Consider the following 25213-nt stretch of genomic DNA (forward strand, 5'->3'; position numbering starts at 1 on the left):
CATTGTTTCTTCTGTCTGAGCACTATCACAGAAGAATTGGTTGCGGGGGCCGGATTTGAACCGACGACCTTCGGGTTATGAGCCCGACGAGCTACCAGGCTGCTCCACCCCGCGTCCGTGGATGCGCACTATACTCCGCACGATGATTGTTGCAACCCCTTTTTGCCCTAAAAGGCTAAATTTGCTGTTAATTGCTGAAGGATTCCCCCGTTTGATGATTTATTGAACCGATATCCATTATGACCAAACAGGATGGATTTCATTATGATGATGGCTTTGCTATCGTCGCGTGGCGAACAGTCATAAAAAGAGATGAAGATGAAAGGACATTGGGCGAAGTATGCACTTACTGGCGCATTTTTAGCGCTGCTGGCGGGCTGTAGTTCTAAGCCAACCGATCGGGGTCAACAGTATAAAGACGGTAAACTGGAGCAGCCCCTTGCCCTGGTCAATCAACCTAACGCCAAAGGCCGTCCGGTTAATGGCAGAGATTTTGGCGAACAGGTGCGGCAGATTCAGTCCACGTCATCTGCCCTGTTTGGCCGCAACAACAGTACGTACAGTGCGGTCGAGAACTGGTTGATAGCCGGTGGCGATACGCGTCAGCTGCGGCAGTTTGGTTTGAATGCGTTTCAGATGGAAGGCACCGATAATTACGGCAACGTGCAGTTCACGGGCTATTACACACCGGTGGTCGAGGCGCGCTACACGCGACAGGGCGAGTTCCAGTACCCTATTTACCGGATGCCGCCACGCAAACGCGGACAAAAGCTGCCCAGTCGTTCTTCTATATATAGTGGTGGGTTAGACGATCGTTATGTGATTGCCTGGAGTAATTCACTTATTGATAACTTCATTATGGATGTGCAGGGCAGTGGCTACGTCGATTTCGGCGACGGTCGTCCGATGAGCTTTTTTGGTTATGGCGGGAAAAACGGCTGGGGTTATCATAGCATCGGTAAAGAGCTGATTGACCGTGGCGAAGTTAAGCGTGAAGACATGTCCATGCAGGCGATTCGCCAGTGGGCGGATGAGCATTCCCCAGAGGAAGTGCGTGCGCTGTTAGAAACCAATCCTTCATTTGTCTTCTTCAAACCTGAATCCTATGTGCCGGTACGCGGCGCCAGCGCTGTACCGCTGGTGGCGAAAGCCTCTGTGGCATCAGATCGTTCCCTGATTCCTGCCGGAACGGTGTTGCTGGCAGAAGTGCCGCAGCTGAATGAAAAGGGCAAATTCAACGGTAAATATGAGATGCGGATGATGGTGGCGCTGGATGTGGGTGGTGCAATTAAAGGCCAGCACTTCGATATTTATCAGGGCGTAGGTCCGGATGCTGCTCATCTTGCCGGTTTCTATAACCATTATGGTCGCGTGTGGGTGCTGAAGTCTGCGCCTGGCGCTGGGCAGCCGCTGTTCAGCAATGCTCAGAGCGGTAACAACGGCACCATGCTGTTAGGTGCTAACTAATTCTTGATGCTGCGGGCGCGCTGGCCCGCACTCTGTAACAGGTTTAATTATGAAAGTGTTAAACGATGCCTGGCACCAGCGTTTTGGTGGTACGGCACGTCTTTATGGCCGGCAGGCGCTGCAGCTGTTCGCCGATGCGCATTTCTGCGTCATCGGTATTGGTGGCGTTGGCTCCTGGGCCGCAGAGGCGCTGGTGCGCACCGGGATTGGCAAAATAACCCTGATCGATATGGACGATGTCTGTATCACCAATACCAATCGTCAGATACATGCGCTTAGCGGCAACGTGGGCAAAGCCAAAACGGAAGTGATGGCGGATCGCCTGCGCACAATTAATCCTGATTGTGAGGTGGTGTGCATTGATGATTTTATTACTCCGGATAACACGGCCACGCTGCTGGCGGCCGATTTTGACTATGTGATCGATGCCATCGATAGCGTCCGCCCCAAGGCCGCGTTAATTGCCTGGTGTCGGCGCAATAAGATCCCACTGATCACAACCGGCGGCGCGGGAGGTCAAATCGATCCGACGCAAATCCAGGTGAGCGATCTGGCCAAAACGATTCAGGACCCTCTTGCGGCCAAACTGCGCGAGCGTCTGAAGCAGTCAGGCGTGGTAAAGAACAGCAAAGGCAAGCTGGGCATCGACTGTGTGTTTTCTACCGAGGCGCTGGTGTATCCGCAGGCGGATGGCACGGTTTGCGCCTCACGTAGCACGGCAGAAGGGCCGAAAAGAATGGACTGCGAATCGGGGTTTGGCGCAGCAACCATGGTGACGGCCACCTTCGGCTTTGTGGCGGTATCCCATGCGCTGAAGAAGTTTCTGGCGCGCGCGGCGCGCCAGGCTTAACCCAGCAACCGCTGTGCGCTTTGTTGCACGGCGTCAGCCAGCGCTTTCAGGCCACTGCTGCGTGAGGCGCTGAGCTGGGCGCGCAGGCCCAGTTCTTCAAACAGGTCCAGCGGATCGGACGCCAGCAATTGCGCGGGCGTTTTGCCTTCCACCGCGGTCAGCAGCACGGCCAGCAAACCGCGCACGATGCGACCTTCGCTGTCACCATAAAAGTGCAGAGCACCCTTTTCGCACAGCTGACTGCCGAACCAGACGCGGTTTTCACAACCGCTCAGCTCAATATCCGGCGTTTTTAACGCGTCGGGTAAAGCGGGCAACTGCCGACCCAGCAAAATCAACTGCCGGTAGCGATCTTCCCACTGATGAAAGCGGGAAAAGGTTGCCTGCAAATCAGCCGGGGTTATTTCCACACCGAACGGGTGGGGCGCTAACAGGGGGGCGGTCATCATCAAAACTCCGATAGCAATGCGATGGTGCTGTGCATGGCGCGCAGCAGCGCATCCACATCCTGAAGATTATTATAAGGTGCAAACGAAACGCGTAACGTGCCTTCAACGCCTAACGCCGCCATGAGCGGCTGAGCACAGTGCTGGCCTGCTCGCAGGGCGATACCGTGCTCTGCCAGTAGCGTCACGATGTCGCTGTGATGAATGCCCTGAATATCAAAGGCCAGCAGGCTGGCACTGCCGCAGCGGAAGCTTCGAAAGCCGGGCAGCTCAGCAAGCTGCTCTTCGGCAAGGCTGGCTAACTGCTGACTCCACATCTCGGCTTTGCGCATATCTAGCTGCTGCAACCAACTGAGCGCAGCGCTTAACCCGGTCACACCCGCAACATTTGGCGTACCGGCCTCAAAACGCCAGGGCACCGGTTGCGGGGTAAAACCGGTAAAATCTACTTGCGTCAGCATCTTACCGCCGCCCTGTAAGGGAATCATCTCTTCCAGCAGTTCGGCTTTCCCGTACAGCACGCCGATGCCCATTGGCCCGTAAAGTTTGTGCCCGGAAAAGGCATAGAAATCAATATCCAGCGCCTGCACATCCGGCGGGCAATGCACCACACCTTGCGCGCCATCCACCATGACTTTTACGTCTGCCGCGTGGGCCAGCGCGATGACCTGAGCTAAATCCGGACAGCCGCCGGTCACATTGGACATCTGTCCGATCGCCAACAGGCGAGTCCGGCTGTTAATCAATCCGGGCAGTTGTGACATATCTGGCAGGCGATCGGGCCCAATCGGCCATTTCACCACCCGGGCACCGCTGGCCTGGGCGACCATCAGCCAGGGCACCAGGTTGGCGTGATGCTCCGCTTCACTGACAATAATTTCATCGCCAGGTTGTAAACGCGGGGCTAACCAGCCGTGGGCAACCAGGTTAATCGCCTCCGTGGTGCCGCGCGTCCACACAATCTGGCGATCGCTGGCGGCATTAAGCCAGTGCGCCACCGTGCCACGCGCCTGTTCGTACTGGGCTGTCAGCTGGCGTGCGGCAGCAAACTGGCTGCGGTGGACCGTACCGGCGCTCAGACTGTAGAACTGCTGCGTCGCGTCTATCACCGCCTGCGGTTTCAGCGTGGTAGCGGCACTGTCGAGATAAACATCGGCATCGTTTAGCGCTGGAAACTGCTGACGAAATGAAGAAGGATTGAAGGCGCTCATACGTGGCTCATAGGTTGTTAATTTTCAGATTAAGGCTGAAAGATGGCTATCTGTCTGGCAAAGCTGGAAAAGCGGGTTATGCTGAGTATTGCAAGGTATAAACTTAACCCGCATGGCGATACGACATACTTACAGTCGATCCCACTTGACCGTCTCTTTGGTCAGCGTAACGCGGGGGGTTTGGTGCAATCAATCTGCAAGGAGATAGAAGATGAAAAAACTCGCCGCAATGTTGGCCGTTTGTACAATGGCCTTTACTTTGGCTGCCTGTTCAAGCAACTACGTGATGCATACCAATGATGGCCGCACGATCGTCGCTGAAGGCAAACCAAAGGTCGATACTGACACCGGTATGATCAGCTATAAAGATGCGAATGGCAATGAGCAGCAAATTAACCGTTCAGATGTGAAAGAGATGGTTGAAACGAAGTAGTCAGCGCATAAAAAAAGCACCGCAATTTGCGGTGCTACTCAATATCACAATGGACAGACAGGGTAAATCTACAGGAATTAAAAAGCTTGATCTGTAAAGGTCCGATCAAAATTGCAAACACAACATCACGACCACAAGCCAAAAGCTTTCAGAAAATCTGCGAACTCACTCACAAATCTAAAAACTTTTCGTTCCGGCTCTGGAAGTAGCGCAACTATAGGTATTTGCTGGAGCTTCCTCAACGGACAATTTATAATGTCTCGGATTATAAATTCTAATACGTAATGCCTTTGTATTAGTTCGCGTATTTTTTGCCAGGCTGGCTACGGAAAACCATGTCAAAACGTCTTCCTCCCCTTAATGCACTGCGGGTATTCGATGCCGCAGCACGCCATTTAAGCTTTACAAAAGCCGCTGAAGAGCTGTTTGTCACCCAGGCTGCCGTCAGCCATCAGATTAAATCGCTGGAAGATTTTCTGGGATTAAAGCTGTTCAGGCGGAGGAATCGTTCGCTTTTGCTCACGGAAGAAGGGCAAAGCTACTACCTGGACATCAAAGAAATTTTCACTGCCCTCAATGAGGCCACGCGCAAACTGCAGGCACGCAGTGCTAAAGGCGCGCTCACGGTCAGTTTGCTGCCGAGTTTTGCTATTCAATGGCTGGTGCCGCGCCTTTCCAGCTTTAATATGGCTTATCCGGGCATTGATGTCCGTATCCAGGCGGTGGACCGGGATGAAGAGAAACTGGCTGATGATGTGGATGTGGCGATTTTCTATGGCCGGGGCAACTGGCCCGGACTGCGGGTAGAAAAACTCTATGCAGAATACCTGCTGCCGGTGTGTTCTCCGTCGCTGATGACTGGGGAGAATCCGCTTAAAACCCCCATGGATCTTGCCCGCTTTACTCTGCTACATGATGCCTCGCGCCGCGACTGGCAGTCCTATATTCGCCAGTTGGGCGTTCAGCACATCAACGTGCAACAGGGCCCCATTTTCAGTCACAGCGCCATGGTGCTGCAGGCGGCTATTCATGGACAGGGCGTGGCATTAGCCAATAACGTCATGGCGCAAAGCGAAATTGAAGCGGGACGGTTGATTTGTCCGTTTAATGACGTTTTGGTGAGCAAAAATGCTTTTTATCTGGTTTGTCATGACAGTCAGGCAGAACTGGGTAAAATAGCCGCCTTTCGACAGTGGATTCTCGCCAAAGCGGCAACCGAACAAGAAAAATTCCGCTTTCGTTATGATCAGTAATGTTTTTGATTTTTTTGCAGGGACCTGCAAACGCACCTTGAGGATAGGTTGATGTCCAGACGTGCCATGTTTATTTTTGCGGCCATCAGCGGTTTTTTCCTGGTGGCATTTGGTGCTTTTGGTGCTCACGTGTTGAATAAAACGCTGGGCGCCACTGAAATGGCCTGGATTCATACCGGGCTGGAATACCAGGCTTACCATACGCTGGCTGTACTGGGGCTGGGTGCGGCGATGCTGTATCGCTGTAACATCTGGTTTTACTGGAGCAGTGCATCTATGGCGCTGGGAACCGTATTGTTCAGCGGCAGCCTCTACTCGCTGGCGCTGTCGCATTTAACGTTTTTTGTCTTTATCACGCCCGTCGGGGGATTGTTCTTCCTGATTGGCTGGCTATTGATGTTGATTGGCGCGCTGCGTCTTAAAACCAAGGCAGAACGCCATGAATAAAGTTTTACTGTATTGCCGCTCCGGCTTTGAAAAAGAGTGTGCAGCAGAAATTAGTGCTAAAGCTGCAGAGCATAACGTTTACGGCTTTCCTCGGGTAAAAGAGGATGCCGGTTATGTTCTGTTTGAATGTTATCAGCAGCCTGATGCGGAAAGGCTGATCCGTGAACTGCCGTTCGACACGTTGATTTTCGCCCGCCAGATGCTGGTCGTCGGTGAACTGCTGCGCGATCTGCCTCAGGAAGATCGCATTTCGCCCATCGTTGGCATGTTAAGCGGCGTGGTGGAGAAAGGCGGAGAGCTGCGTGTTGAAGTTCCGGACACCAACCAGGCAAAAGAGCTGACCAAATTCTGCCGTAAGTTTACCGTGCCGTTACGTGCCAGCCTGCGTGAGAGCAACATTCTGCTCAACTACGAAAGCCCAAAACGTCCGGTGGTGCATGTGTTCTTTATCGCCCCCGGCACCTGTTACGTGGGCTATTCGCTGCCAGAAAACAATTCGCCATTTTATATGGGCATTCCGCGTCTTAAGTTTCCGTCTGACGCGCCAAGCCGCTCAACGCTTAAGCTGGAAGAAGCCTTTCACGTTTTTGTGCCAGCCGATGAGTGGGATGAGCGTTTAGGCAGCGGGATGTATGCTGTCGATTTGGGCGCTTGTCCTGGCGGCTGGACGTATCAACTGGTTCAGCGCAGCATGATGGTCTATGCGGTGGACAACGGCCCTATGGCACCGAGCCTGATGGATACCGGACAGGTGTTCCATGAACGTGAAGACGGTTTCCGCTTCCGTCCGCCCCGCACCAACATCAGCTGGCTGGTGTGCGACATGGTGGAAAAACCTGCACGCGTGGCGAATCTGATGGCGGACTGGGTGGTGAATGGCTGGTGCCGGGAAGCCATTTTTAACCTGAAATTGCCCATGAAGAAGCGTTATGAAGAAGTGACGCAGAATCTGGCCATGATCGAGGAGCGTCTCACTGAAAATGGGATCAATGCGCAGATTCGCGCGCGCCAGCTCTACCACGATCGTGAAGAAGTAACGGTGCACATCCGTCGTATCTGGGCTGCCATGGGTGGCCGTCGCGACGAGCGCTAATCACCACCGCCGGGTGCCCTTGCGCCCGGCCTGGTGATGTTAATCGCCATGGTAACGCAGTAAATTCAGATTCCCTTCCAGCACTAAATCCTGCTTCAGCCGGGCAACATCGCGGCTGATGAGCGCCATCTCCTGGCCTGATTGCAGCTTATTACGCCATTTTGTCGGAACCTGATCCAACTGCTGATACAGAGATTCCAGTGAACCAAACTGTAGCAGTAGCTCCCGGGCGCTTTTAGGGCCAATGCCCGCGATGCCTGGGATTTTACTGCTGCTGATGCCGCATAATCCCCAATAGTCGGGCAGAACGGACGGTGCAACGCCGAACTCGGTTTCAATAAACGGCAAATCCAGCCAGCGCTTCTGAAAATAATCGCGGATGCGAATCGCCGGAGCGAGAAGCTGGCAGTAGCCCTTATCGGTAGAAACAATGGTGGCCTGATGTCCAGCTCGCGCCATTTTTACCGCCAGCGTGGCGGCCAGATCGTCGGCTTCATCCTGTTCGGCAATCCAGCAACTGACGCCCACCGCCCGAAAAGCCTCCTGCAGGGCGGGCATTTCAGCCTGTAACTCTTCCGGCATCGGCGGTCGGCCACTTTTGTAGTCGGGTAACAACTGATGCCGCCATCCCTGATGACGGGCCTCGCCGTCGAACACTGCCACAACATGTGAGGGGCGCGTGTGTCCCAGAAGCTGGCGCAACGCCGCAACGCAGCCCTCCACACAGGGCGTGCCCTGCACGGCATGCAGGCGACGAATTAAATTGAGTGCATCAACAATAAGTAAGTGATGTGACATAAGGTAAGGGCAGCCCGCAGGCTGCCTCCTGGTTTACTTAATGATTTCGTAGCACGGGATATAGGCAGTACCGGGCAGTTTCATACGCTGCTGTGCCACAAAGCCCTGTAGCAGCTCATCCATGCGGTGCATGATGTCGGCATCACCGTGCAGTTTATAAGGGCCTTTTTCGCGGATTTCGCGGATGCCCATCTCTTTCACGTTACCCGCAACGATACCGGAGAACGCCCGGCGCAGGTCGGCAGCCAGTTTTTCCGGCGGCTGATTGGTATAGAGATTGAGGTTAGCCATATTTTCATGCGTCGGCATAAAGGGCACCTGCAAATCCTGAGCAATGCGAATTGACCAGTTAAAGCTGTAGGCATCACCCGTTTCGCGGCGATGCTCTTTCACCTGCGGCATGGCTTTTCTCATCAGGCGGGCGACCTCGGCGGCATCATCGATAATGATCTGATAATGCTTACGTGCCTGCTCCCCAAGCGTACTGACAATAAAGTCATCCAGCACACGGAAATAGTCCGCGCTCTCTTTCGGCCCGGTCAGGATGAGCGGCAGAACCTGATGTTCGTTTTGCGGATTCATCAGAATGCCCAGCAGATAAAGGAATTCTTCTGCCGTCCCCACGCCGCCAGGGAAGATGATGATGCCATGTGCAATACGTACGAACGCTTCCAGACGCTTTTCGATATCCGGCATGATGATCAGTTCGTTCACCAGTGGATTAGGCGGTTCAGCCGCGATAATCGACGGCTCGGTCAAACCAATAAAGCGACTGTCGCGATAGCGCTGCTGCGCATGACCTACCGCTGCACCTTTCATTGGGGCTTCCATCACGCCCGGACCACAGCCGGTACAGATATTCAGTTCGCGCAGGCCCAACTGCGTGCCCACGTTGCGACAGTACTGGTATTCCACCGCGTTAATCGAGTGGCCGCCCCAGCAGACAACGGTATTGGGATATTCGCCCACGTGCAATGCCCGGGCATTACGCAGAATGGAAAACACGGTGTTGGTAATCATGACCGAATCGTTGTCTTCTGCGCAGGGTAAGCGTCCAGAGCTGGCTAACTGGCCGTTAACAAACAGGATATCGCGCAGCACGGCAAACAGGTTGGCCTGCAGTGAACGAATAATATGGCCGTCTACAAAGGCCTCTTCAGGCGGATTGATCAGTTCCAGCTTGATACCGCGCTCGCGGCGCAGCACGTTGATATCGAAGTTCTCAAAACGCGACAGCAGTTCATGGCTACTGTCAGTCTGACTGCCGGAGTTGAGCACGGCGAGCGAGCAGTTACGGAAGAGTTGATACAAATCGCTGCTGGCTGTGCGCTTCAGCATATCTACTTCCAACTGGGAGAGCAGATCCATAGAGCCAAGAGGGCTGACATGTGTAATCAAATGAACTCCTTTGCACCCGCGAGGGTGATGGCTGACACTGCAAATGCAGTGACGAAAATCCCTGGTCGGCAATCCACTGTTAACCGCCTTGCCCAGAGTAGCCTTGTGGGCAGGGCTTGCTCAAGTGGAACCGGATAGTTGACTGACTTCCTGAGAAATATCTCGCAAACTATTGACGTACCAGACGAGAATGACCGGGCGTAAAGGCCACGTTACTGCGCCAGGGATTGATATCCAGTCCGCCACGGCGCGTATAGCGTGCGTAAACGGTAAGCTGTTCCGGCTGACAAAAACGCATCAGGTCATTGAAGATACGCTCAACGCACTGTTCATGAAACTCATTATGCTGACGAAATGAAATGATGTAGCGCAGCAGCGCTTCGCGATTGAGCCGTGGGCCCTTATAGCGAATCATCACCGAGCCCCAGTCAGGCTGGTTGGTGATCAGGCAGTTAGACTTAAGCAGATGGCTGACCAGCGTTTCGTCCACCCGCTCCTGACCAGCAGCATCAACCAGATAATCGGCATTGAAGCCATAATCTTCAATCTCGATATCCTGCTCATCAATGCAGTCGCCCGCAAAGTGCCCGACAGGCTGGCCCTCAATTTCATTTAACCGAAACAGCGCGACACGTACATCACCTTCCGCGCAGGCACGCAGATCCTGCTCCAGCGTTTGGCGTACCTCGCCCCAGTCGGCAAAGCGGGTTTGGTTAAAGCTGTTAAGATAGAGCTTGAAACTCTTGGACTCGATAAGATTGTGACTCCGGGCGTCAAGCACCACTTCGCCCACCGCAACCTGCGGAACACCTTTACTGTTGAGCCACGAAAGTTCATATAACGTCCAGATATCAGCACCTGTAAAGGGCAGGTTATCAGGATAGAGGCCGAGCGGCTCGCGGTTCATGCTGCGAGGCACCGCCTGTAATAAGCTGTTGTCGTAGCGATCGTGATAAGCTGTGGGCTTGCCCAGCGTCAGATTGCTAAGCGCCGGGTCCGGCTGATAAGAAGACATAACGGTTACCACTGAGGTCATCAAAGTGAGTAAGTGTAACCTATCAGAAGTGAGAATTTGAATGATGCAGCAAACGGCTGACGCCTTAATCGATTTCACCACCCGATACTGCCAGCACTGGCAGCAGGATTACGGCCATGCGCCGGCCAGCAGTGATTTGTATGGCGTACCCTCGCCCTGCCTGCTGGAGAACCGTGGAGAGCGTGCCCTCTGGCAGCCCCAGCCCTTTAGCCTGCCGCCATCGCTGGATGCCGTTGAGCGAGCGCTGGAGATCCAGCTCGATCCGCAAATCACCGCATTTTATACCAGCCAGTTCGCCGGAGACATGCGCGCCAGCTATGAAAAAAACAGGCTGACGTTACTGCAGGTCTGGAGCGAAGAGGACTTTGTTCGATTGCAGGAAAACCTGATCGGTCATTTAGTGATGCAGCGACGTCTGAAACAGGCCCCGACCCTGTTTATCGCGACCACGGATTCTGAAGAGAACATTATCTCGCTGTGTAACATCAGCGGGAATGTCATTCTGGAAACACCCGGGCAGAAAAAGCGCGTCACGCTGGCGTCCGATATCCCCTCTTTTCTCAATAATTTACAACCGCTTAGTGACTAGTTACAGATATCTGCTAGCAGCCGTGTGAGAGATCTCTTACAAACTCTGTGAGAGATCGCTCTATAATTCACGCGTCCTTCATGCCGAAAAGATGTAAAAATATTGTAAATCATTAACTTATTAGCTGCGCTGATGGGCTGCTTCTATAAGGTAAGGTTATAAATCATTTTAACACCTTGTGCCTTGAGTAGTTTCTGACGAGAATATCACTCGCGGACAGGATGTCCTGGACAACAGGAGCCGTCAGGATGACGGTAGCCAGGAGGCCGGAACGTAACGGAGTTTACGTCACAAGGAAGGCTTCAGGATGAAGCAGGACACTCAGGACTGAGTTAATGGACACCTCCAGGATGGAGAATGAGAGCCCCTCAGAAGAGGCGGCGGGCCAGGAGGCTAAGGATTGATCAGGATGATACGCGGATGGAGTTCGCACGGGAAAAGTTGTCACGGATGAGCAGGGAGCACTAACGTAGCCGGAAAGCTGCAAACGAACCGGGAGCACTGTTTAATGACAGTGCTCCCTTTTTTTGTGCCTGCGGGTTATGCTTGCCGCCCATTTTTCCCCAGTCAGAGGTGATGCATGACGCTGGAACACTTAATTATTCAACGGCTCGAGCAGGTCGAAGCGATAATGCACGAGCACAATCTCTGGCAGACTGCTGCACCAGACGCTCAGGCGTTCACCAGCGAGCAACCTTTTTTCCTCGACACACTTCAACCGCTGGAATGGTTACAGTGGGTACTGATTCCGCGCGTTCGGGCCATCATTGATGCCCGGCAACCTTTGCCAAAGAACTTCGCGGTCGCGCCCTATTTTGAGGTCGCCTTAACGCCTGAGCAGCCCGGTCGTTCGCTGCTGCTCCTCACGTTACAGCAGTTGGATGCCCTTCTGGAGGATGAGTCTGCCGGATGTTAGAGATCATTTATCAGGATGAATGGCTGGTGGCGGTGAATAAACCTGCCGGCTGGCTGGTGCACCGCAGTTGGCTCGATCGCCACGAAACCCAGTTTGTGATGCAGACGGTGCGCGACCAGATAGGCCAGCATGTTTTTACGGCGCACCGGCTCGATCGCCCCACGTCGGGCGTGCTGTTAATGGGCCTTTCCAGTGAAGTGGGCCGCCTGCTGTCACAGCAGTTTGAGCATCACCACATGGAGAAAACCTATCACGCCGTGGTACGTGGCTGGCTTGAAGGCAGCGATCGGCTGGATTATCCGTTGGTTGAAGAACTGGATAAAATCGCCGACAAATTTGTCACTGATGCGCGCGTGCCACAGCCTGCTGTGACCGATTATCATGCGCTGGCAAAGGTAGAGATGCCGGTTGCGGTCAGTCGTTATCCCACCGCACGTTACAGCCTGATTGAGCTCAAACCGAAAACCGGTCGTAAACATCAGTTGCGTCGGCACATGTCCCATTTGCGCCATCCCATCATCGGTGATTCAGCCCATGGTGATTTGCGTCAGAACCGCGGCGCAGCTGAGCATTTTGGCGCTAATCGCTTAATGTTACATGCCAGCAGCCTGGCGCTCAGCCATCCTGTGACTAAAGCACCCCTGGTGATTCGTGCCGGGCTGGATGCTGTCTGGCAGGGCGTTCTGGATCAGTTTGGCTGGCAGGCCTGTTTACCTGATGTGCCACGGGTTGAGTTTATGGCTGGCTCAGGTCAGGATAGCGTGACGGAATAAAGGGGAAGAGAAATGGCGAAAATTGGTATTTTTGTAGGCACCGTATATGGCAATGCATTACTGGTGGCAGAAGAAGCAGAACCGGTTTTGCAGCAGCAAGGCCATGACGTGAAGATTTTTGAAGATCCTGGGTTAGCCGACTGGCAAGGCTATGCAGAGGATGTCGCCTTAGTGATTACGTCAACCACGGGTCAGGGCGATTTTCCGGATACGATTTCTGGCCTGTTCCACGACGTGCAGGACAAACTGGGCCACCAGCCGACACTGCGCTATGGCGTCATTGCGCTAGGCGACAGCAGCTACGAAAACTTCTGTGGCGCGGGCAAACGTTTTGACGCCCTGTTGCAGGAGCATCAAGCCAAACGGGTAGGGGAGGTGTTGTTGGTGGATGCCACGGAAGATCCGGAACCTGAATCCGTTACCACTCCATGGGTTGAGCAATGGGGCAAACAGCTCTGATAAGCGCATGTCAGCCTTGCTGTTTCGCTGCCGTCCCATGCTAAACGGGCGGCAGCCCATTCTGACTAACGGGATCAGGCCGTGCGGGCCGTTCCGTTAGCGCAGTCATAACGGCATCTTGCTCAGGTTATCGGCGCGGGATTAAAGACGGCCAGCTGATTACGAATCCCCCAGCGATCTGACCAGGTCTGTTTTCTGCCGCTGGCAATGTCCAGAATCAATTCGAATAACCGCCAGCCAACCTGCTCGATGGTTTCTTCACCTGTGGCAATGGTGCCGGCGTTAATATCCATCAGGTCATGCCAGCGCTCCGCCAGCGCATTGCGGGTCGCCATTTTAATCACCGGAATTGCAGCCAGACCATAAGGCGTTCCCCTACCGGTGGTAAAAACCTGCAGGGTGATGCCGGAGGCCAGTTGCTGGGTTCCACACACAAAATCGCTGGCGGGCGTGGCGGCAAAAATCAGTCCACGCCGCGTAGGGCGTTGCCCCGGGGACAGCACTTCCACAATCGGACTGCGACCTGATTTGGCAATGGAGCCAAGGGCTTTTTCCACCACGTTTGCCAGCCCGCCTTTCTTGTTGCCGGGAGAGGGGTTGGCGCTGCGATCGGTTTTGCCTTGATCAAGATAGCTGTCATACCAGGCCATCTCTTCAATCAGCCGCTGCCCCACTTCCTGATTGATCACACGCGGTGTCAGTAAGTGAATCGCGTCGCGCACCTCGGTAACCTCAGAGAACATCACGGTCGCGCCACTGCGCACCAGCAGGTCGGACGCAAACCCCACTGCGGGATTCGCCGTTACGCCGGAAAAGGCATCACTGCCGCCGCACTGCATCCCCACGACTAATTCAGAGGCCGGACAGGTTTCACGCTGGCGCTGATTCAGCCGCTGCAAATGGCGTTCTGCCACCTGAAGGATTTCATCCACCATCGCGCCAAAGCCCACCAGTTTCTCATCCTGCAAACGCACAATATCTTCCTCATCCAGCGAGACAGGCTGCACGTCGGGCGTACCGGCCAGTAAGCGCTCAGGTTGTAACTTTTCACAACCCAGGCTGACCACCATGATTTCGCCGCCGAAATTCGCGTTGAGGGCCAGATTGTGGACGGAACGGATAGGGATGACCGCCGCAGGGGCGTTGATCGCCACACCGCAGCCGTACAAATGATTCAGCGCAACCACACCATCCACGTTGGGATAACGGGGCAGTAAATCACGCTCTATCATTTGCACCACATAATCTACCACGCCCGCCACACAGTGAACGCTGGTGGTAATGCCTAAAAGATTACGTGTGCCTACACTGCCGTCGGCGTTGCGATAACCCTCAAAGGTATAACCTTCAAGCGGCGGCAGGTCAGGCGGAACGTTATTTGCCAGAGGCAAACTCTGCAAATCGGGCGCGTCCGGAAGCGCAATGAGTGATTCATCGATCCAGCTGCCTTGGGCAATATCACGAATCGCAAGGCCAATCACTTCACCATAACGCAGCACGGCCTGGCCCTGAGGAATCGCCTGCAGCGCAACCTTATGTCCCTGGGGGACATGCTCAATCAATGTCAATCCATCACTAAACGTGGTGCCCGCGGCCAGGCCCAGGCTGTTCACCACAATCGCAACATTGTCATTTTCATGAACTTTGATGCAGAGCGGTTGTTCTTTTGATGTTGGGGTCATCGCTCACCTTCCAGTGGGTAGCGCCTTGTTTGCGCGGCGCATTCATTATGATAAGCCAGGTGTCACAGGTTCGGTATCTGCCAGGGTCAGTATAAAGAGGCAATACCGCCCGCACATTGTGCAATTGACCTATATTCGGCGTTCTGGTGACGCAGTTTTAATGTCTTTTTACTAAATCAAGTGAAGATTCTCACAAAGCCAGTTATCTCCTCGCGTTTGGGCGCGCTTTTTGTGATTTTTTACAAAATACGTGAAACGTTCCGCAGCGTTTTATGCAACGGCACAAAAAAGCCCCCTCCTTTTCACCTTATTCCAGGGTGATATTCCAATGCCTCAACCAAATCAGCTTCATATACTGATTTCCGTTTTCCCGGGCAGGTTATTTGTCACGACGCATTATCGGTTTGCCACTAAAAAAATCGCCGTGTTTAACCTACATCTCTCTGATACCCAACGCGATGTGTATGCAGTCAGAGCGAATGTGGCTTTCGCTATATTTCAGGAGTGCATCATGAGTAGTTATCACCAGACAACGGAGGCGGTACAAAAACGTACCAACGCGCGTTACTGGATCGTGGTCATGCTGTTTATTGTGACCTCATTCAATTACGGCGACCGCGCCACGTTGTCTATTGCGGGTTCGGCGATGGCAAAAGATATCGGCCTCGACCCGGTGGGAATGGGCTTTATCTTCTCTGCTTTTTCGTGGGCGTATGTTATCGGACAAATCCCCGGCGGCTGGCTGCTGGACCGCTTTGGTTCTAAGCGCGTCTATTTCTGGAGTATCTTCCTTTGGTCGTTATTTACCCTGCTGCAAGGCTTTGTGGACTTGTTCAGCGGCTACACCATTGTGATGGCGCTGTTTATGCTGCGCTTTATGGTGGGGCTGGCTGAAGCGCCTTCATTCCCAGGCAACAGCCGTATTGTCGCGGCCTGGTTCCCGGCTCAGGAACGCGGGACGGCAGTGGCAATTTTCAACTCTGCACAATATTTCGCTACGGTGATTTTTGCGCCAGTTATGGGCTGGCTGACCTCTGCCGTGGGCTGGGCGCACGTGTTCTGGTTTATGGGGGGATTGGGGATTATTTTGAGCCTCGTCTGGCTCAAAGTGATTCACGATCCCTGCGATCATCCTGGCGTGAACAAAGCAGAACTGGAATACATGGAGCAGGGCGGCGCGCTGATCAACATGGATCAGAAAAGCGTGAAGCAAAAAGTCAGCTTAAGTGATAAGTGGTTCCAGGTTAAGCAACTGCTGCAATCGCGCATGATGATCGGTGTGTATATCGGTCAGTACTGTATCAACGCCCTGACATACTTCTTTATCACCTGGTTCCCGGTCTATCTGGTACAGGCGCGTGGCATGTCGATCCTCAAGGCGGGGTTTGTCGCCTCGGTTCCTGCGCTCTGCGGCTTTATCGGTGGTGTGCTCGGTGGGGTGATATCCGACTGGCTCATGCGCAAAACCGGCTCTCTGAATATTGCCCGTAAAACGCCGATTGTCCTTGGGATGCTGCTCTCTACCTCCATGGTGGTCTGTAATTATGTTGAGACGGACTGGGTTGTGGTTCTGTTCATGGCGACCGCCTTCTTTGGTAAAGGCATCGGTGCGCTGGGTTGGGCCGTGATGGCGGACACTGCGCCGAAAGAGATCAGCGGGCTGAGCGGTGGTCTGTTCAACATGTTTGGCAACGTCTCCGGCATCGTCACGCCTATCGCAATCGGCTACATCATTGCGTCTACCGGTTCTTATAACGGTGCGCTGGTTTATGTGGGCATTCACGCGTTCGTTGCCGTGCTTAGTTATCTGGTGCTGGTGGATAACATCAAGCGCATCGAACTGAAAACACGTTAAGGAGCCAGCATGAATACGCAATCAACGCCCGTGATTACCGATATGCAGGTCGTTCCTGTGGCTGGCTATGACAGTATGCTGCTGAATATTGGTGGGGCCCATAATGCCTGCTTCACGCGCAATATCGTGATCCTGACTGACAGCGCCGGACACACCGGGCTGGGTGAAGCGCCAGGCGGCGAAACCATCTATCAAACCCTGGTGGACGCCGTACCCCAGGTGATTGGTCAGCAGGTCGCTCGCATGAACCGGCTGGTGCAGCAGGTTCATCAGGGGAACCAGTCCGCCGATTTCGATACCTTTGGCAAAGGCGCCTGGACGTTTGAACTGCGCGTCAACGCGGTCGCGGCACTGGAGGCTGCATTACTGGACTTGCTGGGACAATGTCTGGGGGTTCCGGTCGCTGAGCTGCTCGGTCCGGGTCAGCAGCGCGACGAGGTGACCGTTTTGGGCTACCTGTTCTACTTAGGTGACCGCCGTAAAACCGATTTGCCTTATCTGACCGGCGAGAAGGCACAGCATGACTGGTATCACCTGCGTCATCAGGAAGCCCTGAGTAGCGAGGCCGTTGTCCGGTTGGCGGAAGCGGCACAGGATAAATACGGTTTCAAAGATTTCAAACTCAAGGGCGGCGTGCTGCCGGGCGAACAGGAGATCGCGACCGCGCAGGCGCTGAAAAAACGTTTTCCCGAGGCGCGAATCACCGTCGATCCCAATGGCGCGTGGCTGCTGGACGAAGCGATCGGGCTGTGCAAGGGCATGCAGGATGTGCTGACCTACGCGGAAGATCCCTGTGGCGCTGAGCAGGGTTATTCAGGACGCGAGGTGATGGCCGAGTTTCGTCGTGCCACTGGCTTACCGGTCGCCACCAACATGATCGCCACCAACTGGCGTGAAATGAATCATGCGCTGATGCTGAATGCCGTTGATATCCCGCTGGCCGATCCGCACTTCTGGACGTTAAGCGGTGCCGTGCGGGTCGCGCAACTTTGCGATGAATGGGGCTTAACCTGGGGCTGTCACTCAAATAACCACTTCGATATTTCCCTGGCGATGTTCACCCATGTCGGTGCCGCCGCGCCCGGTAAACCTACCGCGATAGATACCCACTGGATCTGGCAGGAGGGCGATCAGCGCCTGACGAAAAATCCGCTGCAGATCCGTCAGGGAAAAATTGCGGTGCCAGATGCGCCAGGCCTGGGTATTGAACTGGACTGGGAACAACTCCGCCTGGCAAACGAACGCTACAAATCACTGCCAGCGGGCGGGCGCAATGACGCCACGGCCATGCAGTATTTGGTACCCGGCTGGACATTTGACCGTAAACGCCCGGCGTTTGGCCGGGCCTCTGCTTAAGGGATAACAGATGAATACGACACCGAAAATTACCGCCATGCAGGTTATTCCCGTCGCCGGTTATGACAGCATGTTATTGAACCTGAGCGGCGCACATTCACCTTTCTTCACCCGAAATATCGTCATCATTAACGATAACGCCGGCCATACCGGCGTAGGTGAAATTCCCGGCGGCGAAAAAATCCGTCAGACGTTGGAAGATGCCGCGGCGCTGGTGGTGGGGAAAACGATTGGCGAATATAAAAACATCCTGAGCCTGGTTCGCACCACCTTTGCCGATCGCGATGCCGGCGGTCGGGGTAATCAGACCTTTGATCTGCGCACCACGATTCATGTGGTTACCGGGATCGAAGCCTCACTCTTGGATCTACTGGGGCAGCATCTGGGCGTTAATGTGGCCTCGCTGTTGGGCGATGGGCAGCAGCGCGACAAAGTAGAGATGCTGGGTTATCTGTTTTACGTTGGCGATCGCAATAAGACTTCACTGGGCTATCAGAACCAGGACAACGATGCCTGCGACTGGTATCGCCTGCGCCATCAGGAAGCGCTCACGCCCGATGCGGTGGTGCGTCTGGCTGAAGCCGCCTATGAAAAATACGGCTTTAACGACTTTAAGCTCAAAGGTGGCGTGCTGAGCGGCAGCGACGAGGCAGAAGCGATTACGGCGCTGGCGAAACGCTTCCCGCAGGCGCGCGTCACTATTGATCCCAACGGAGCCTGGTCGCTGGACGAAGCTATTACGCTGGGCAAGCAGCTTAAAGGCGTGCTTGCCTATGCAGAAGATCCCTGTGGCGCAGAGCAGGGCTATTCCGGACGCGAAGTGATGGCTGAATTCCGACGGGCAACCGGCCTGCCTACCGCCACCAATATGATTGCCACTGACTGGCGTCAAATGGGCCACACCTTATCTTTGCAGTCGGTCGATATTCCGCTGGCGGACCCGCACTTCTGGACGATGCAGGGTTCCGTGCGCGTGGCGCAAATGTGCCACGCGTTTGGCCTGACGTGGGGTTCGCACTCCAACAACCATTTCGACATTTCACTGGCGATGTTCACCCACGTTGCCGCTGCCGCACCGGGCAAGATCACCGCCATTGATACACACTGGATCTGGCAGGAAGGCAATCAACGACTGACCAAAACGCCTTTCCAGATTGAAGGTGGCATGGTCGCGGTGCCGCAGGCACCGGGGCTGGGGATTGAACTGGATATGGATCAGGTCATGCAGGCCAATGCGCTTTATCAAAAGCATGGTCTGGGCGCACGTGATGATGCGCAGGCGATGCAGTTCCTGATCCCGCAGTGGACGTTTGATAACAAGCGCCCGTGCCTGGTGCGTTAACTTTTTTGGGCTTCCTTGAGGAAGCCCGTTCCACAGGAGCCAAATCATGAGTAATACAGCCTGGCCAAATGAATTTCGCCGCCGCCTGCTGGCTGGTGAAACCCTGATCGGCAGTTGGTGTGCCCTGGCAAGTCCTCTCTCGACCGAAGTGTTGGGGCTGGCCGGATTTGACTGGTTAGTACTGGATGGTGAACACGCACCCAACGATATCACCACCTTTGTGCCTCAGCTCATGGCGTTGAAGGGCAGCCCCAGTGCGCCGGTGGTGCGTCCACCCTGTAACGAACCGGTGATTATTAAGCGCCTGTTGGACATTGGTTTTAACAACATCCTCGTCCCCTTTGTAGAGAACGAAGAAGACGCCAGACGTGCGGTGGCCTCAACGCGCTATCCGCCTGCCGGGATTCGCGGCGTGTCGGTTTCTCATCGCAGCAACATGTACGGCACGGTGCCGGATTATAACGGCACCATTAACGACAACATTGCTGTGTTAGTACAAATAGAAACGCAGCAGGCCGTGGACAATATTGATGCTATCGCGGCCGTTGACGGGGTGGACGGCATTTTTGTCGGCCCTGGCGATTTGTCTGCCGCACTTGGCTACCTTGGGCAGCCCGCGCACCCGGAGGTATTGAAGGTCATCAAACACATCTTTGAGCGGGCAAAAGCGGCTAACAAGCCCAGCGGTATTCTGGCACCGGTTGAGGTGGACGCCCGGCGCTATCTCGAATGGGGCGCCACTTTCGTTGCCGTAGGCAGCGATCTCGGTGTTTTTCGCAGTGCCACTCAGGCGTTGTGTGACAAATTCAAAAAGTAATCATCAGGAGAAACGAAATGAAAATTGGCTTTATTGGCCTGGGCATCATGGGCAAACCAATGAGTAAAAACCTGTTAAAAGCTGATTATTCACTGGTGGTGCGCGATCACAATGCAGAAAATGAAGCTGAACTGGTGAAGCTCGGCGCGACAACGGCGGCGAATGCCAAAGAACTGGCCCAACAGTGTGACGTGGTCATCACCATGGTGCCCAACTCACCGCAGGTGAAAGAAGTCTGCCTGGGCGAAAACGGCATCATCGACGGCGCTAAACCGGGTCTGATTGTGATCGATATGAGCTCCATCGCGCCGCTGGCGAGCCGGGAAATCCACGATGCGCTGGCGGCAAAACAGATTAAAATGCTGGATGCGCCGGTGAGTGGCGGCGAGCCCAAAGCGATTGAAGGGACGCTTTCGGTCATGGTGGGCGGCGATAAGGCCGTGTTTGACGAGTGCTATGACATCATGAAAGCCATGGCGGGATCGGTGGTTCACACCGGTGACATCGGGGCGGGCAACGTCACTAAACTGGCAAACCAGGTGATTGTGGCGCTGAATATTGCTGCGATGTCAGAAGCCCTGTCCCTGGCGACCAAAGCGGGCGTGAGTCCGGAACTGGTGTACCAGGCGATTCGTGGTGGCCTGGCGGGAAGTACCGTTCTTGATGCCAAAGCGCCAATGGTGATGGACCGCAACTTTAAGCCGGGCTTCCGCATTGACTTACATATCAAGGACCTGGCTAACGCGCTGGATACCTCGCACAGCATCGGTGCGCACCTTCCGCTGACGGCGGCCGTGATGGAGATGATGCAGGCGCTGCGTAATGACGGACAGGGAACTGCCGACCACAGCGCGTTGGCCTGCTATTATGAAAAATTAGCCAACGTCGAAATCTCTCGTTAATGACTCGCCCGGCTTCTGCGGACGTCGTGCCACTTTCACTCTCTAATCGTTAATTAATACCGCCTGGATTGCCTATGAAAATCGTAATCGCACCGGATTCATATAAAGAAAGTCTTTCTGCCCTGGAAGTGGCATCGGCAATCGAAGCGGGATTCCGTGAGGTTTTCCCCGATGCCCATTATGTGAAAATACCGGTCGCTGATGGTGGCGAAGGTACGGTTGAAGCGATGGTGGCCGCGACGCAGGGAAAAAGGGTCAGGTTAACGGTAACCGGGCCACTGGGTGAACCCGTTGAGGCGTTTTATGGCTTATCGGGTAATGAAGATACCGCCTACATCGAAATGGCGGCGGCCAGCGGCCTGGAGCTGGTACCGGCAGCGCAGCGCGATCCCCTGATCACCACCTCGTTTGGTACAGGAGATCTGATTAAAAATGCGCTGGATAAAGGCGTTAAACATATCATTATTGGCATTGGTGGCAGTGCCACCAATGACGGCGGTGCAGGCATGATGCAGGCGCTGGGCGCCCGCTTGCTGGATAAGCAGCACAAGCAAATTGGTCAGGGCGGCGGTGCCTTGCCCGAGCTGGCAAGCATTGATATTAGCGGGCTGGACAGCCGTATCCGTCACTGCCGCTTTGAAGTAGCCTGTGACGTCACCAATACGTTGACGGGCGCTCATGGTGCCTCAGCGATTTTTGGCCCACAGAAGGGCGCGACGCCCGAGTTGGTTGAGCAACTGGATCGGGCACTGACGCACTACGCCACCATTATTCAGCGTGATCTGGGCATTGATGTGCTGCAGGTCAGTGGCGGCGGCGCAGCCGGTGGTATGGGCGCTGCACTGCATGCTTTTTGTCAGGCGGAGCTACGTCGCGGGATTGAGATTGTTACCGAAGCACTGGGACTGGAAGAACAGGTAAAAGACGCCGACCTGGTCATCACTGGCGAGGGACGCATCGATAGCCAGAGTATCAATGGCAAAGTGCCCATTGGCGTCGCCAACGTCGCCAAGCGTTTTAATATTCCGGTGATAGGGATTGCTGGCAGCCTGACTGACGATGTCGGTGTGGTACATCAGCATGGCTTAGATGCGGTGTTTAGCGTGCTTTACCGTATTTGCTCGCTGGATGAGGCCCTGAAAGGGGCAGAAAACAATGTCCGGCTCACTGCGCGAAATGTGGCCGCTACGATGAAAATCGCCGGTTTTCACTAAACGTTTTTACGGCCCCGCCATGCAGCAGTGACAGGGCCGTAGTGTCATCCCCCTGTACTGCTTAAGGCATGGAGAGTATGCGCCGTGCCTGCGTGGCGACGTTCTCCATTTCATCCTGAAGCTCCAGGAGTTCTGGCTCCAGCGCTTCGATATCACTGGCCTGATGAAGCTCTTTCTCAAGCTTACGACACAGCTGTTTCATCCGTGGCACGCCGCTGTAACTGGCGCTGCCGTGAAGTTTATGAATGATCTCGCGTAAGGCGATCGCGTCATTGTCGGCCATGGCCTGCGCCATTTTACCGTGCACTTCCGGTAAGAACTCCAGCAGCATTCGTAGTAAATCCCGTGCCAGGTCCGGTTTATTTGCTGCCTGGCGTAATGCCAGCTTCCAGTCGAGCGTTGGCAATATTTGGGGCAGCTCTGGCACTGTGGTGGTCGGGCTTGGCATATAACGCGCCAGAACCTGAGCGAGTTTGTTTTCATCAATTGGCTTGGCAAGATAGTCGTTCATTCCTGCCCTGATCAGATGCTCGCGTTCACCATCAATAGCATGAGCGGTAACCGCAACTATCGGCGTGGCTGCATGGTTTGGCAGCGTACGGATGATCTCACTGGCGCGGATGCCATCGATATCCGGCATTTGTATATCCATTAAAATGACGTCCAATGCTTGCCGGTGGGCGACGCGAATAGCCTGCTCCGCGTTATTACACAGTACGATGTGTTGCACCTGTTCTTCGAGCAGCGCCCCGATCAGCTTCAGGTTAGCAGGATTGTCGTCCACGGCCATCACGGTCAGCGGCAGGCGAGGCGAAGCGGACATTTCATTGCTGTGACGCGCATGCAGCTCCAGCAGCATCGGCAGCAGGCGCGTTTGCGAGACGGGTTTCGTGATACAGCCATCAATACCGCGCACTTTCAGCTCATCGGCCAGTAACATCATCGGACTCGGCAGCGCCATAATGACCAGATCCGCGCTTTCCAGCAGGGAATGGATCAGCCTGTCCTCAAGCACCTGCGGTTGGCTGGCGTTGACCGGCATTGCCATCAACAGAATGGGATAGCGTGGCTGGCTAAGGCCTTCCAGCGTTAAGCTGTGCTCAACCTGCAACGGCGTCGCAGCTAAAATTTCCACCACCGCGCTGGCAACATCTGGGTTGGCTTCAACATAGGCCATGCGCGTATTCGACAGCGCATCCAGTACCCGCGGCATACTCGGTGCATTGGGGTTGAGGTCGAGCTTAACGCGCACCCAAAAGGTAGAGCCGTGATTCTGGCGGCTGACGAAAGTAATCTCCCCGTTCATTTCCCGCACCAGCTTTTGGGTGATCACCAGCCCCAGCCCCGATCCACCGTGGCGGCGAGAAATACTGGCATCCGCCTGGCGAAATGCCTGAAACAACTGCGCCTGCTGCTCTTCGGAAATGCCAATGCCGGTGTCGCGAACCTGAATCTCCAGCTCGACATGGGTCGCCGTGATGGTGTGTTGATCTACGCGTAAATTAATCGTGCCTTTTTCGGTAAATTTAATCGCATTTCCCATCAGGTTGATCAGGATTTGCTGCAGACGAAGCGCATCGCCGATAACGTTATCCGGCACGCTGTTATTGCACACCACGGTCAGCTCCAGCCCTTTTTCATGGGCCGACGGAGCCAGTAAAACCAGGGTTTCATCCAGGGTGGCGCGCAACGGGAAGGGAATGGACTCCAGCATCAGCTTGCCGGCTTCCAGCTTAGAAAAATCAAGCACGTCATTAATGATCGACAGCAGGTTATTGGCCGAGCGCTCAATGGTCAGCATGTAGTCGCGTTGAGTAGTGCGCAGCGGCGTTTTCAGCATCTGTCGGGTAAAGCCCAGCACGCCATTGAGCGGCGTACGCAGCTCATGAGACATATTTGCCAGAAACTCGGATTTGATACGAGCGGCTTCCTGCGCCCGCTTCTTGGCCAGATCCAGCTCGACGTTCTGAATCTCCAGTTGCTCCAGCGTTTCCCGCAGATCCCAGGTGGCCTGGTCAATATTGTGCTGCATCTCTTCGTGATAAGCGGTGAGCGACATTGCCATGGCGTTGATCCCGTTTTTCAGGATACTCAACTCGCCGAGCATATGACCTTCCACCCGACTGTCTAACTGCCCACGGCGAATGCGGTCAACGGTACTGACCATATTACGGATAGGGCCGGTGACATCCCGCATCAGACGGTAGGCAAACAGCATGGCAATGCACAGGCAGAACAACAGCATCAGGGTGGCAATAAAGACTTCCCGGTATTGCTGTAAGCGCACGGATTGCAGATCCAGTTCTATCGCCACGTAGCCCAGAGGATTGCCTGCGGGTTTGGCATCCTGTTCCGGTAGCTCGTCAACGGCGTAACGCTCAGACGTTATCGGCTTACGTAAAATCAGCAGGTTGCCGCTGCCTTCGATGGAAACATCGTCAGGAAGCGCGCGAATAGCCTGTTTTGATTCCAGACTGAGGTTTTGATTGTTGTTGGAGGTGACGTAGAGCTGATTATTGTCGTCAAAGACGGAGATGGCACGAACGATCCCGGAATGGCGGCGATGCAGTAAACTAACCAGTTCACGTAGCGCGTCACGATTGTGCCACGTCATGCTGTATTCGGTGGAGATTGCCAGCGGTTCAATGATATTGGCACCCGCCTCAATGACCTGTCGCTGTAGCTCGTTGTAGCGATGTACCACAAAAAATGAGCTGAGCAGCAAACCTACCATCAACGTAGGGGCCAAAATTAAAATCATCATTCGCGCCCGCAGGCTGTATTTGGTCATAATAGTCGCCTGCTGTCCGGCATTGACGTCCCTGTGCATCCGCTGAACCTTATGCACATCGAATCTAAAAGAGAAAGAACCACAC

23 protein-coding genes and 1 tRNA gene are annotated in these 25213 nt (G+C 54.5%); 16 read left to right on the top strand and 8 right to left on the bottom strand.

Annotation, left to right across the window (positions count from 1 at the left end; translation table 11 throughout):
- Positions 1 to 37: 37 nt before the first annotated feature.
- Positions 38 to 114: transfer RNA gene (locus FBY13_RS14505), tRNA-Met, on the bottom strand.
- Between the two features lie 204 nt (positions 115 to 318).
- Here FBY13_RS14505 and mltA point away from each other — a divergent pair.
- Both mltA and tcdA read left to right on the top strand, forming a co-directional pair.
- Positions 319 to 1467 carry a murein transglycosylase A gene (gene mltA, locus FBY13_RS14510; RefSeq protein WP_063880777.1) on the top strand — a complete coding sequence of 383 codons (1149 nt, stop codon included), beginning with the start codon at positions 319 to 321 and terminating at the stop codon, positions 1465 to 1467.
- Positions 1468 to 1516: 49 nt separating this feature from the next.
- The gene (gene tcdA, locus FBY13_RS14515) at positions 1517 to 2317 is read left to right on the top strand and encodes a tRNA cyclic N6-threonylcarbamoyladenosine(37) synthase TcdA (protein ID WP_063880776.1); all 801 of its coding nucleotides are present in this window, start codon (positions 1517 to 1519) and stop codon (positions 2315 to 2317) included.
- On the opposite strand, the gene csdE is transcribed toward tcdA, so the two are convergent.
- Together csdE and csdA are read right to left on the bottom strand one after the other, a co-directional pair.
- The gene (csdE, locus tag FBY13_RS14520) at positions 2314 to 2763 is read right to left on the bottom strand and encodes a cysteine desulfurase sulfur acceptor subunit CsdE (RefSeq protein WP_063881241.1); all 450 of its coding nucleotides are present in this window, start codon (positions 2761 to 2763) and stop codon (positions 2314 to 2316) included. The two genes, tcdA and csdE, sit on opposite strands and share 4 nt — an antisense overlap.
- A gap of 2 nt (positions 2764 to 2765) precedes the next feature.
- The gene (csdA, locus tag FBY13_RS14525; protein WP_145394501.1) at positions 2766 to 3974 is read right to left on the bottom strand and encodes a cysteine desulfurase CsdA; all 1209 of its coding nucleotides are present in this window, start codon (positions 3972 to 3974) and stop codon (positions 2766 to 2768) included.
- A 211-nt stretch (positions 3975 to 4185) separates the two neighbouring features.
- Here csdA and FBY13_RS14530 point away from each other — a divergent pair, with 211 nt between their 5' ends.
- From FBY13_RS14530 to rlmM, 4 genes are all read left to right on the top strand, one after another.
- Complete coding sequence (locus FBY13_RS14530; protein ID WP_063880774.1) at positions 4186 to 4407, top strand: YgdI/YgdR family lipoprotein; 222 nt, start codon at positions 4186 to 4188, stop codon at positions 4405 to 4407.
- A gap of 335 nt (positions 4408 to 4742) precedes the next feature.
- Entirely contained in the window at positions 4743 to 5660 is a 918-nt protein-coding gene (locus FBY13_RS14535; protein ID WP_063880773.1) for a transcriptional regulator GcvA, read from the top strand.
- A gap of 51 nt (positions 5661 to 5711) precedes the next feature.
- Positions 5712 to 6107 carry a DUF423 domain-containing protein gene (locus FBY13_RS14540; protein ID WP_096011753.1) on the top strand — a complete coding sequence of 132 codons (396 nt, stop codon included), beginning with the start codon at positions 5712 to 5714 and terminating at the stop codon, positions 6105 to 6107.
- Positions 6100 to 7200 carry a 23S rRNA (cytidine(2498)-2'-O)-methyltransferase RlmM gene (rlmM, locus tag FBY13_RS14545; RefSeq protein WP_063880771.1) on the top strand — a complete coding sequence of 367 codons (1101 nt, stop codon included), beginning with the start codon at positions 6100 to 6102 and terminating at the stop codon, positions 7198 to 7200. Before FBY13_RS14540 ends, rlmM begins: the two co-directional genes overlap by 8 nt.
- A 39-nt stretch (positions 7201 to 7239) precedes the next feature.
- Here rlmM and xni read toward each other — a convergent pair whose 3' ends face one another.
- From xni to queF, 3 genes are all read right to left on the bottom strand, one after another.
- On the bottom strand, positions 7240 to 7998 hold the full coding sequence (gene xni / locus FBY13_RS14550) for a flap endonuclease Xni (RefSeq protein WP_145394502.1): 759 nt from the start codon (positions 7996 to 7998) through the stop codon (positions 7240 to 7242).
- Between the two features lie 33 nt (positions 7999 to 8031).
- The gene (gene ppnN / locus FBY13_RS14555; RefSeq protein ID WP_014605152.1) at positions 8032 to 9396 is read right to left on the bottom strand and encodes a nucleotide 5'-monophosphate nucleosidase PpnN; all 1365 of its coding nucleotides are present in this window, start codon (positions 9394 to 9396) and stop codon (positions 8032 to 8034) included.
- Positions 9397 to 9565: 169 nt separating this feature from the next.
- Positions 9566 to 10411: an NADPH-dependent 7-cyano-7-deazaguanine reductase QueF gene (gene queF / locus FBY13_RS14560; RefSeq protein ID WP_063880769.1), complete on the bottom strand. Its 846-nt coding sequence runs from the start codon at positions 10409 to 10411 to the stop codon at positions 9566 to 9568.
- Positions 10412 to 10472: 61 nt separating this feature from the next.
- Between queF and syd the strand changes: the two genes are divergently transcribed.
- From syd to FBY13_RS14580, 4 genes are all read left to right on the top strand, one after another.
- Positions 10473 to 11021: a SecY-interacting protein gene (syd, locus tag FBY13_RS14565; protein WP_145394503.1), complete on the top strand. Its 549-nt coding sequence runs from the start codon at positions 10473 to 10475 to the stop codon at positions 11019 to 11021.
- Positions 11022 to 11601: 580 nt separating this feature from the next.
- Positions 11602 to 11937: a YqcC family protein gene (locus tag FBY13_RS14570; protein ID WP_063880767.1), complete on the top strand. Its 336-nt coding sequence runs from the start codon at positions 11602 to 11604 to the stop codon at positions 11935 to 11937.
- On the top strand, positions 11931 to 12710 hold the full coding sequence (truC, locus tag FBY13_RS14575; protein ID WP_063880766.1) for a tRNA pseudouridine(65) synthase TruC: 780 nt from the start codon (positions 11931 to 11933) through the stop codon (positions 12708 to 12710). Before FBY13_RS14570 ends, truC begins: the two co-directional genes overlap by 7 nt.
- 12 nt (positions 12711 to 12722) lie before the next feature.
- Entirely contained in the window at positions 12723 to 13169 is a 447-nt protein-coding gene (locus tag FBY13_RS14580; protein ID WP_063880765.1) for a flavodoxin, read from the top strand.
- A gap of 122 nt (positions 13170 to 13291) precedes the next feature.
- Here the strand turns inward: FBY13_RS14580 and garD are convergent, their stop codons facing one another.
- Entirely contained in the window at positions 13292 to 14851 is a 1560-nt protein-coding gene (gene garD, locus FBY13_RS14585; protein ID WP_145394504.1) for a galactarate dehydratase, read from the bottom strand.
- A 511-nt stretch (positions 14852 to 15362) separates the two neighbouring features.
- On the opposite strand from garD, the gene FBY13_RS14590 reads away from it, so the two are divergent.
- The 6 genes from FBY13_RS14590 (at position 15363) to FBY13_RS14615 (ending at position 22337) form a co-directional block, all read left to right on the top strand.
- Entirely contained in the window at positions 15363 to 16706 is a 1344-nt protein-coding gene (locus FBY13_RS14590; protein WP_096011748.1) for an MFS transporter, read from the top strand.
- A 9-nt stretch (positions 16707 to 16715) separates the two neighbouring features.
- Positions 16716 to 18062, top strand: a complete 1347-nt coding sequence (locus FBY13_RS14595; RefSeq protein WP_109717026.1) for an enolase C-terminal domain-like protein — start codon at positions 16716 to 16718, stop codon at positions 18060 to 18062.
- A 10-nt stretch (positions 18063 to 18072) separates the two neighbouring features.
- Positions 18073 to 19404, top strand: coding sequence for a glucarate dehydratase (gene gudD / locus FBY13_RS14600; protein WP_063880761.1), 1332 nt, complete (start codon positions 18073 to 18075; stop codon positions 19402 to 19404).
- A 46-nt stretch (positions 19405 to 19450) separates the two neighbouring features.
- Positions 19451 to 20221 carry a 2-dehydro-3-deoxyglucarate aldolase gene (gene garL, locus FBY13_RS14605; RefSeq protein WP_063880760.1) on the top strand — a complete coding sequence of 257 codons (771 nt, stop codon included), beginning with the start codon at positions 19451 to 19453 and terminating at the stop codon, positions 20219 to 20221.
- A 17-nt stretch (positions 20222 to 20238) separates the two neighbouring features.
- Positions 20239 to 21123 carry a 2-hydroxy-3-oxopropionate reductase gene (gene garR, locus FBY13_RS14610; RefSeq protein WP_145394505.1) on the top strand — a complete coding sequence of 295 codons (885 nt, stop codon included), beginning with the start codon at positions 20239 to 20241 and terminating at the stop codon, positions 21121 to 21123.
- A gap of 74 nt (positions 21124 to 21197) precedes the next feature.
- A complete protein-coding gene (locus FBY13_RS14615; RefSeq protein ID WP_145394506.1) occupies positions 21198 to 22337 on the top strand; it encodes a glycerate kinase in 1140 nt (379 codons plus the stop codon).
- A 61-nt stretch (positions 22338 to 22398) separates the two neighbouring features.
- On the opposite strand, the gene barA is transcribed toward FBY13_RS14615, so the two are convergent.
- On the bottom strand, positions 22399 to 25128 hold the full coding sequence (gene barA, locus FBY13_RS14620; protein ID WP_063880757.1) for a two-component sensor histidine kinase BarA: 2730 nt from the start codon (positions 25126 to 25128) through the stop codon (positions 22399 to 22401).
- Between the last annotated feature and the right edge of the window lie 85 nt (positions 25129 to 25213).

Source organism: Pantoea sp. SJZ147, from assembly GCF_007828605.1.
GTDB lineage: Bacteria > Pseudomonadota > Gammaproteobacteria > Enterobacterales > Enterobacteriaceae > Pantoea > Pantoea allii.

Bases quoted from the DNA above. Each gene is read 5' to 3' on its own strand.
- mltA (WP_063880777.1), top strand. From the start codon at position 319: ATGAAAGGACATTGGGCGAAGTATGCACTTACTGGCGCATTTTTAGCG.
- tcdA (WP_063880776.1), top strand. From the start codon at position 1,517: ATGAAAGTGTTAAACGATGCCTGGCACCAGCGTTTTGGTGGTACGGCA.
- csdE (WP_063881241.1), bottom strand. From the start codon at position 2,763: ATGACCGCCCCCCTGTTAGCGCCCCACCCGTTCGGTGTGGAAATAACC.
- csdA (WP_145394501.1), bottom strand. From the start codon at position 3,974: ATGAGCGCCTTCAATCCTTCTTCATTTCGTCAGCAGTTTCCAGCGCTA.
- FBY13_RS14530 (WP_063880774.1), top strand. From the start codon at position 4,186: ATGAAAAAACTCGCCGCAATGTTGGCCGTTTGTACAATGGCCTTTACT.
- FBY13_RS14535 (WP_063880773.1), top strand. From the start codon at position 4,743: ATGTCAAAACGTCTTCCTCCCCTTAATGCACTGCGGGTATTCGATGCC.
- FBY13_RS14540 (WP_096011753.1), top strand. From the start codon at position 5,712: ATGTCCAGACGTGCCATGTTTATTTTTGCGGCCATCAGCGGTTTTTTC.
- rlmM (WP_063880771.1), top strand. From the start codon at position 6,100: ATGAATAAAGTTTTACTGTATTGCCGCTCCGGCTTTGAAAAAGAGTGT.
- xni (WP_145394502.1), bottom strand. From the start codon at position 7,998: ATGTCACATCACTTACTTATTGTTGATGCACTCAATTTAATTCGTCGC.
- queF (WP_063880769.1), bottom strand. From the start codon at position 10,411: ATGTCTTCTTATCAGCCGGACCCGGCGCTTAGCAATCTGACGCTGGGC.
- syd (WP_145394503.1), top strand. From the start codon at position 10,473: ATGATGCAGCAAACGGCTGACGCCTTAATCGATTTCACCACCCGATAC.
- FBY13_RS14570 (WP_063880767.1), top strand. From the start codon at position 11,602: ATGACGCTGGAACACTTAATTATTCAACGGCTCGAGCAGGTCGAAGCG.
- truC (WP_063880766.1), top strand. From the start codon at position 11,931: ATGTTAGAGATCATTTATCAGGATGAATGGCTGGTGGCGGTGAATAAA.
- FBY13_RS14580 (WP_063880765.1), top strand. From the start codon at position 12,723: ATGGCGAAAATTGGTATTTTTGTAGGCACCGTATATGGCAATGCATTA.
- garD (WP_145394504.1), bottom strand. From the start codon at position 14,851: ATGACCCCAACATCAAAAGAACAACCGCTCTGCATCAAAGTTCATGAA.
- FBY13_RS14590 (WP_096011748.1), top strand. From the start codon at position 15,363: ATGAGTAGTTATCACCAGACAACGGAGGCGGTACAAAAACGTACCAAC.
- FBY13_RS14595 (WP_109717026.1), top strand. From the start codon at position 16,716: ATGAATACGCAATCAACGCCCGTGATTACCGATATGCAGGTCGTTCCT.
- gudD (WP_063880761.1), top strand. From the start codon at position 18,073: ATGAATACGACACCGAAAATTACCGCCATGCAGGTTATTCCCGTCGCC.
- garL (WP_063880760.1), top strand. From the start codon at position 19,451: ATGAGTAATACAGCCTGGCCAAATGAATTTCGCCGCCGCCTGCTGGCT.
- garR (WP_145394505.1), top strand. From the start codon at position 20,239: ATGAAAATTGGCTTTATTGGCCTGGGCATCATGGGCAAACCAATGAGT.
- FBY13_RS14615 (WP_145394506.1), top strand. From the start codon at position 21,198: ATGAAAATCGTAATCGCACCGGATTCATATAAAGAAAGTCTTTCTGCC.
- barA (WP_063880757.1), bottom strand. From the start codon at position 25,128: ATGACCAAATACAGCCTGCGGGCGCGAATGATGATTTTAATTTTGGCC.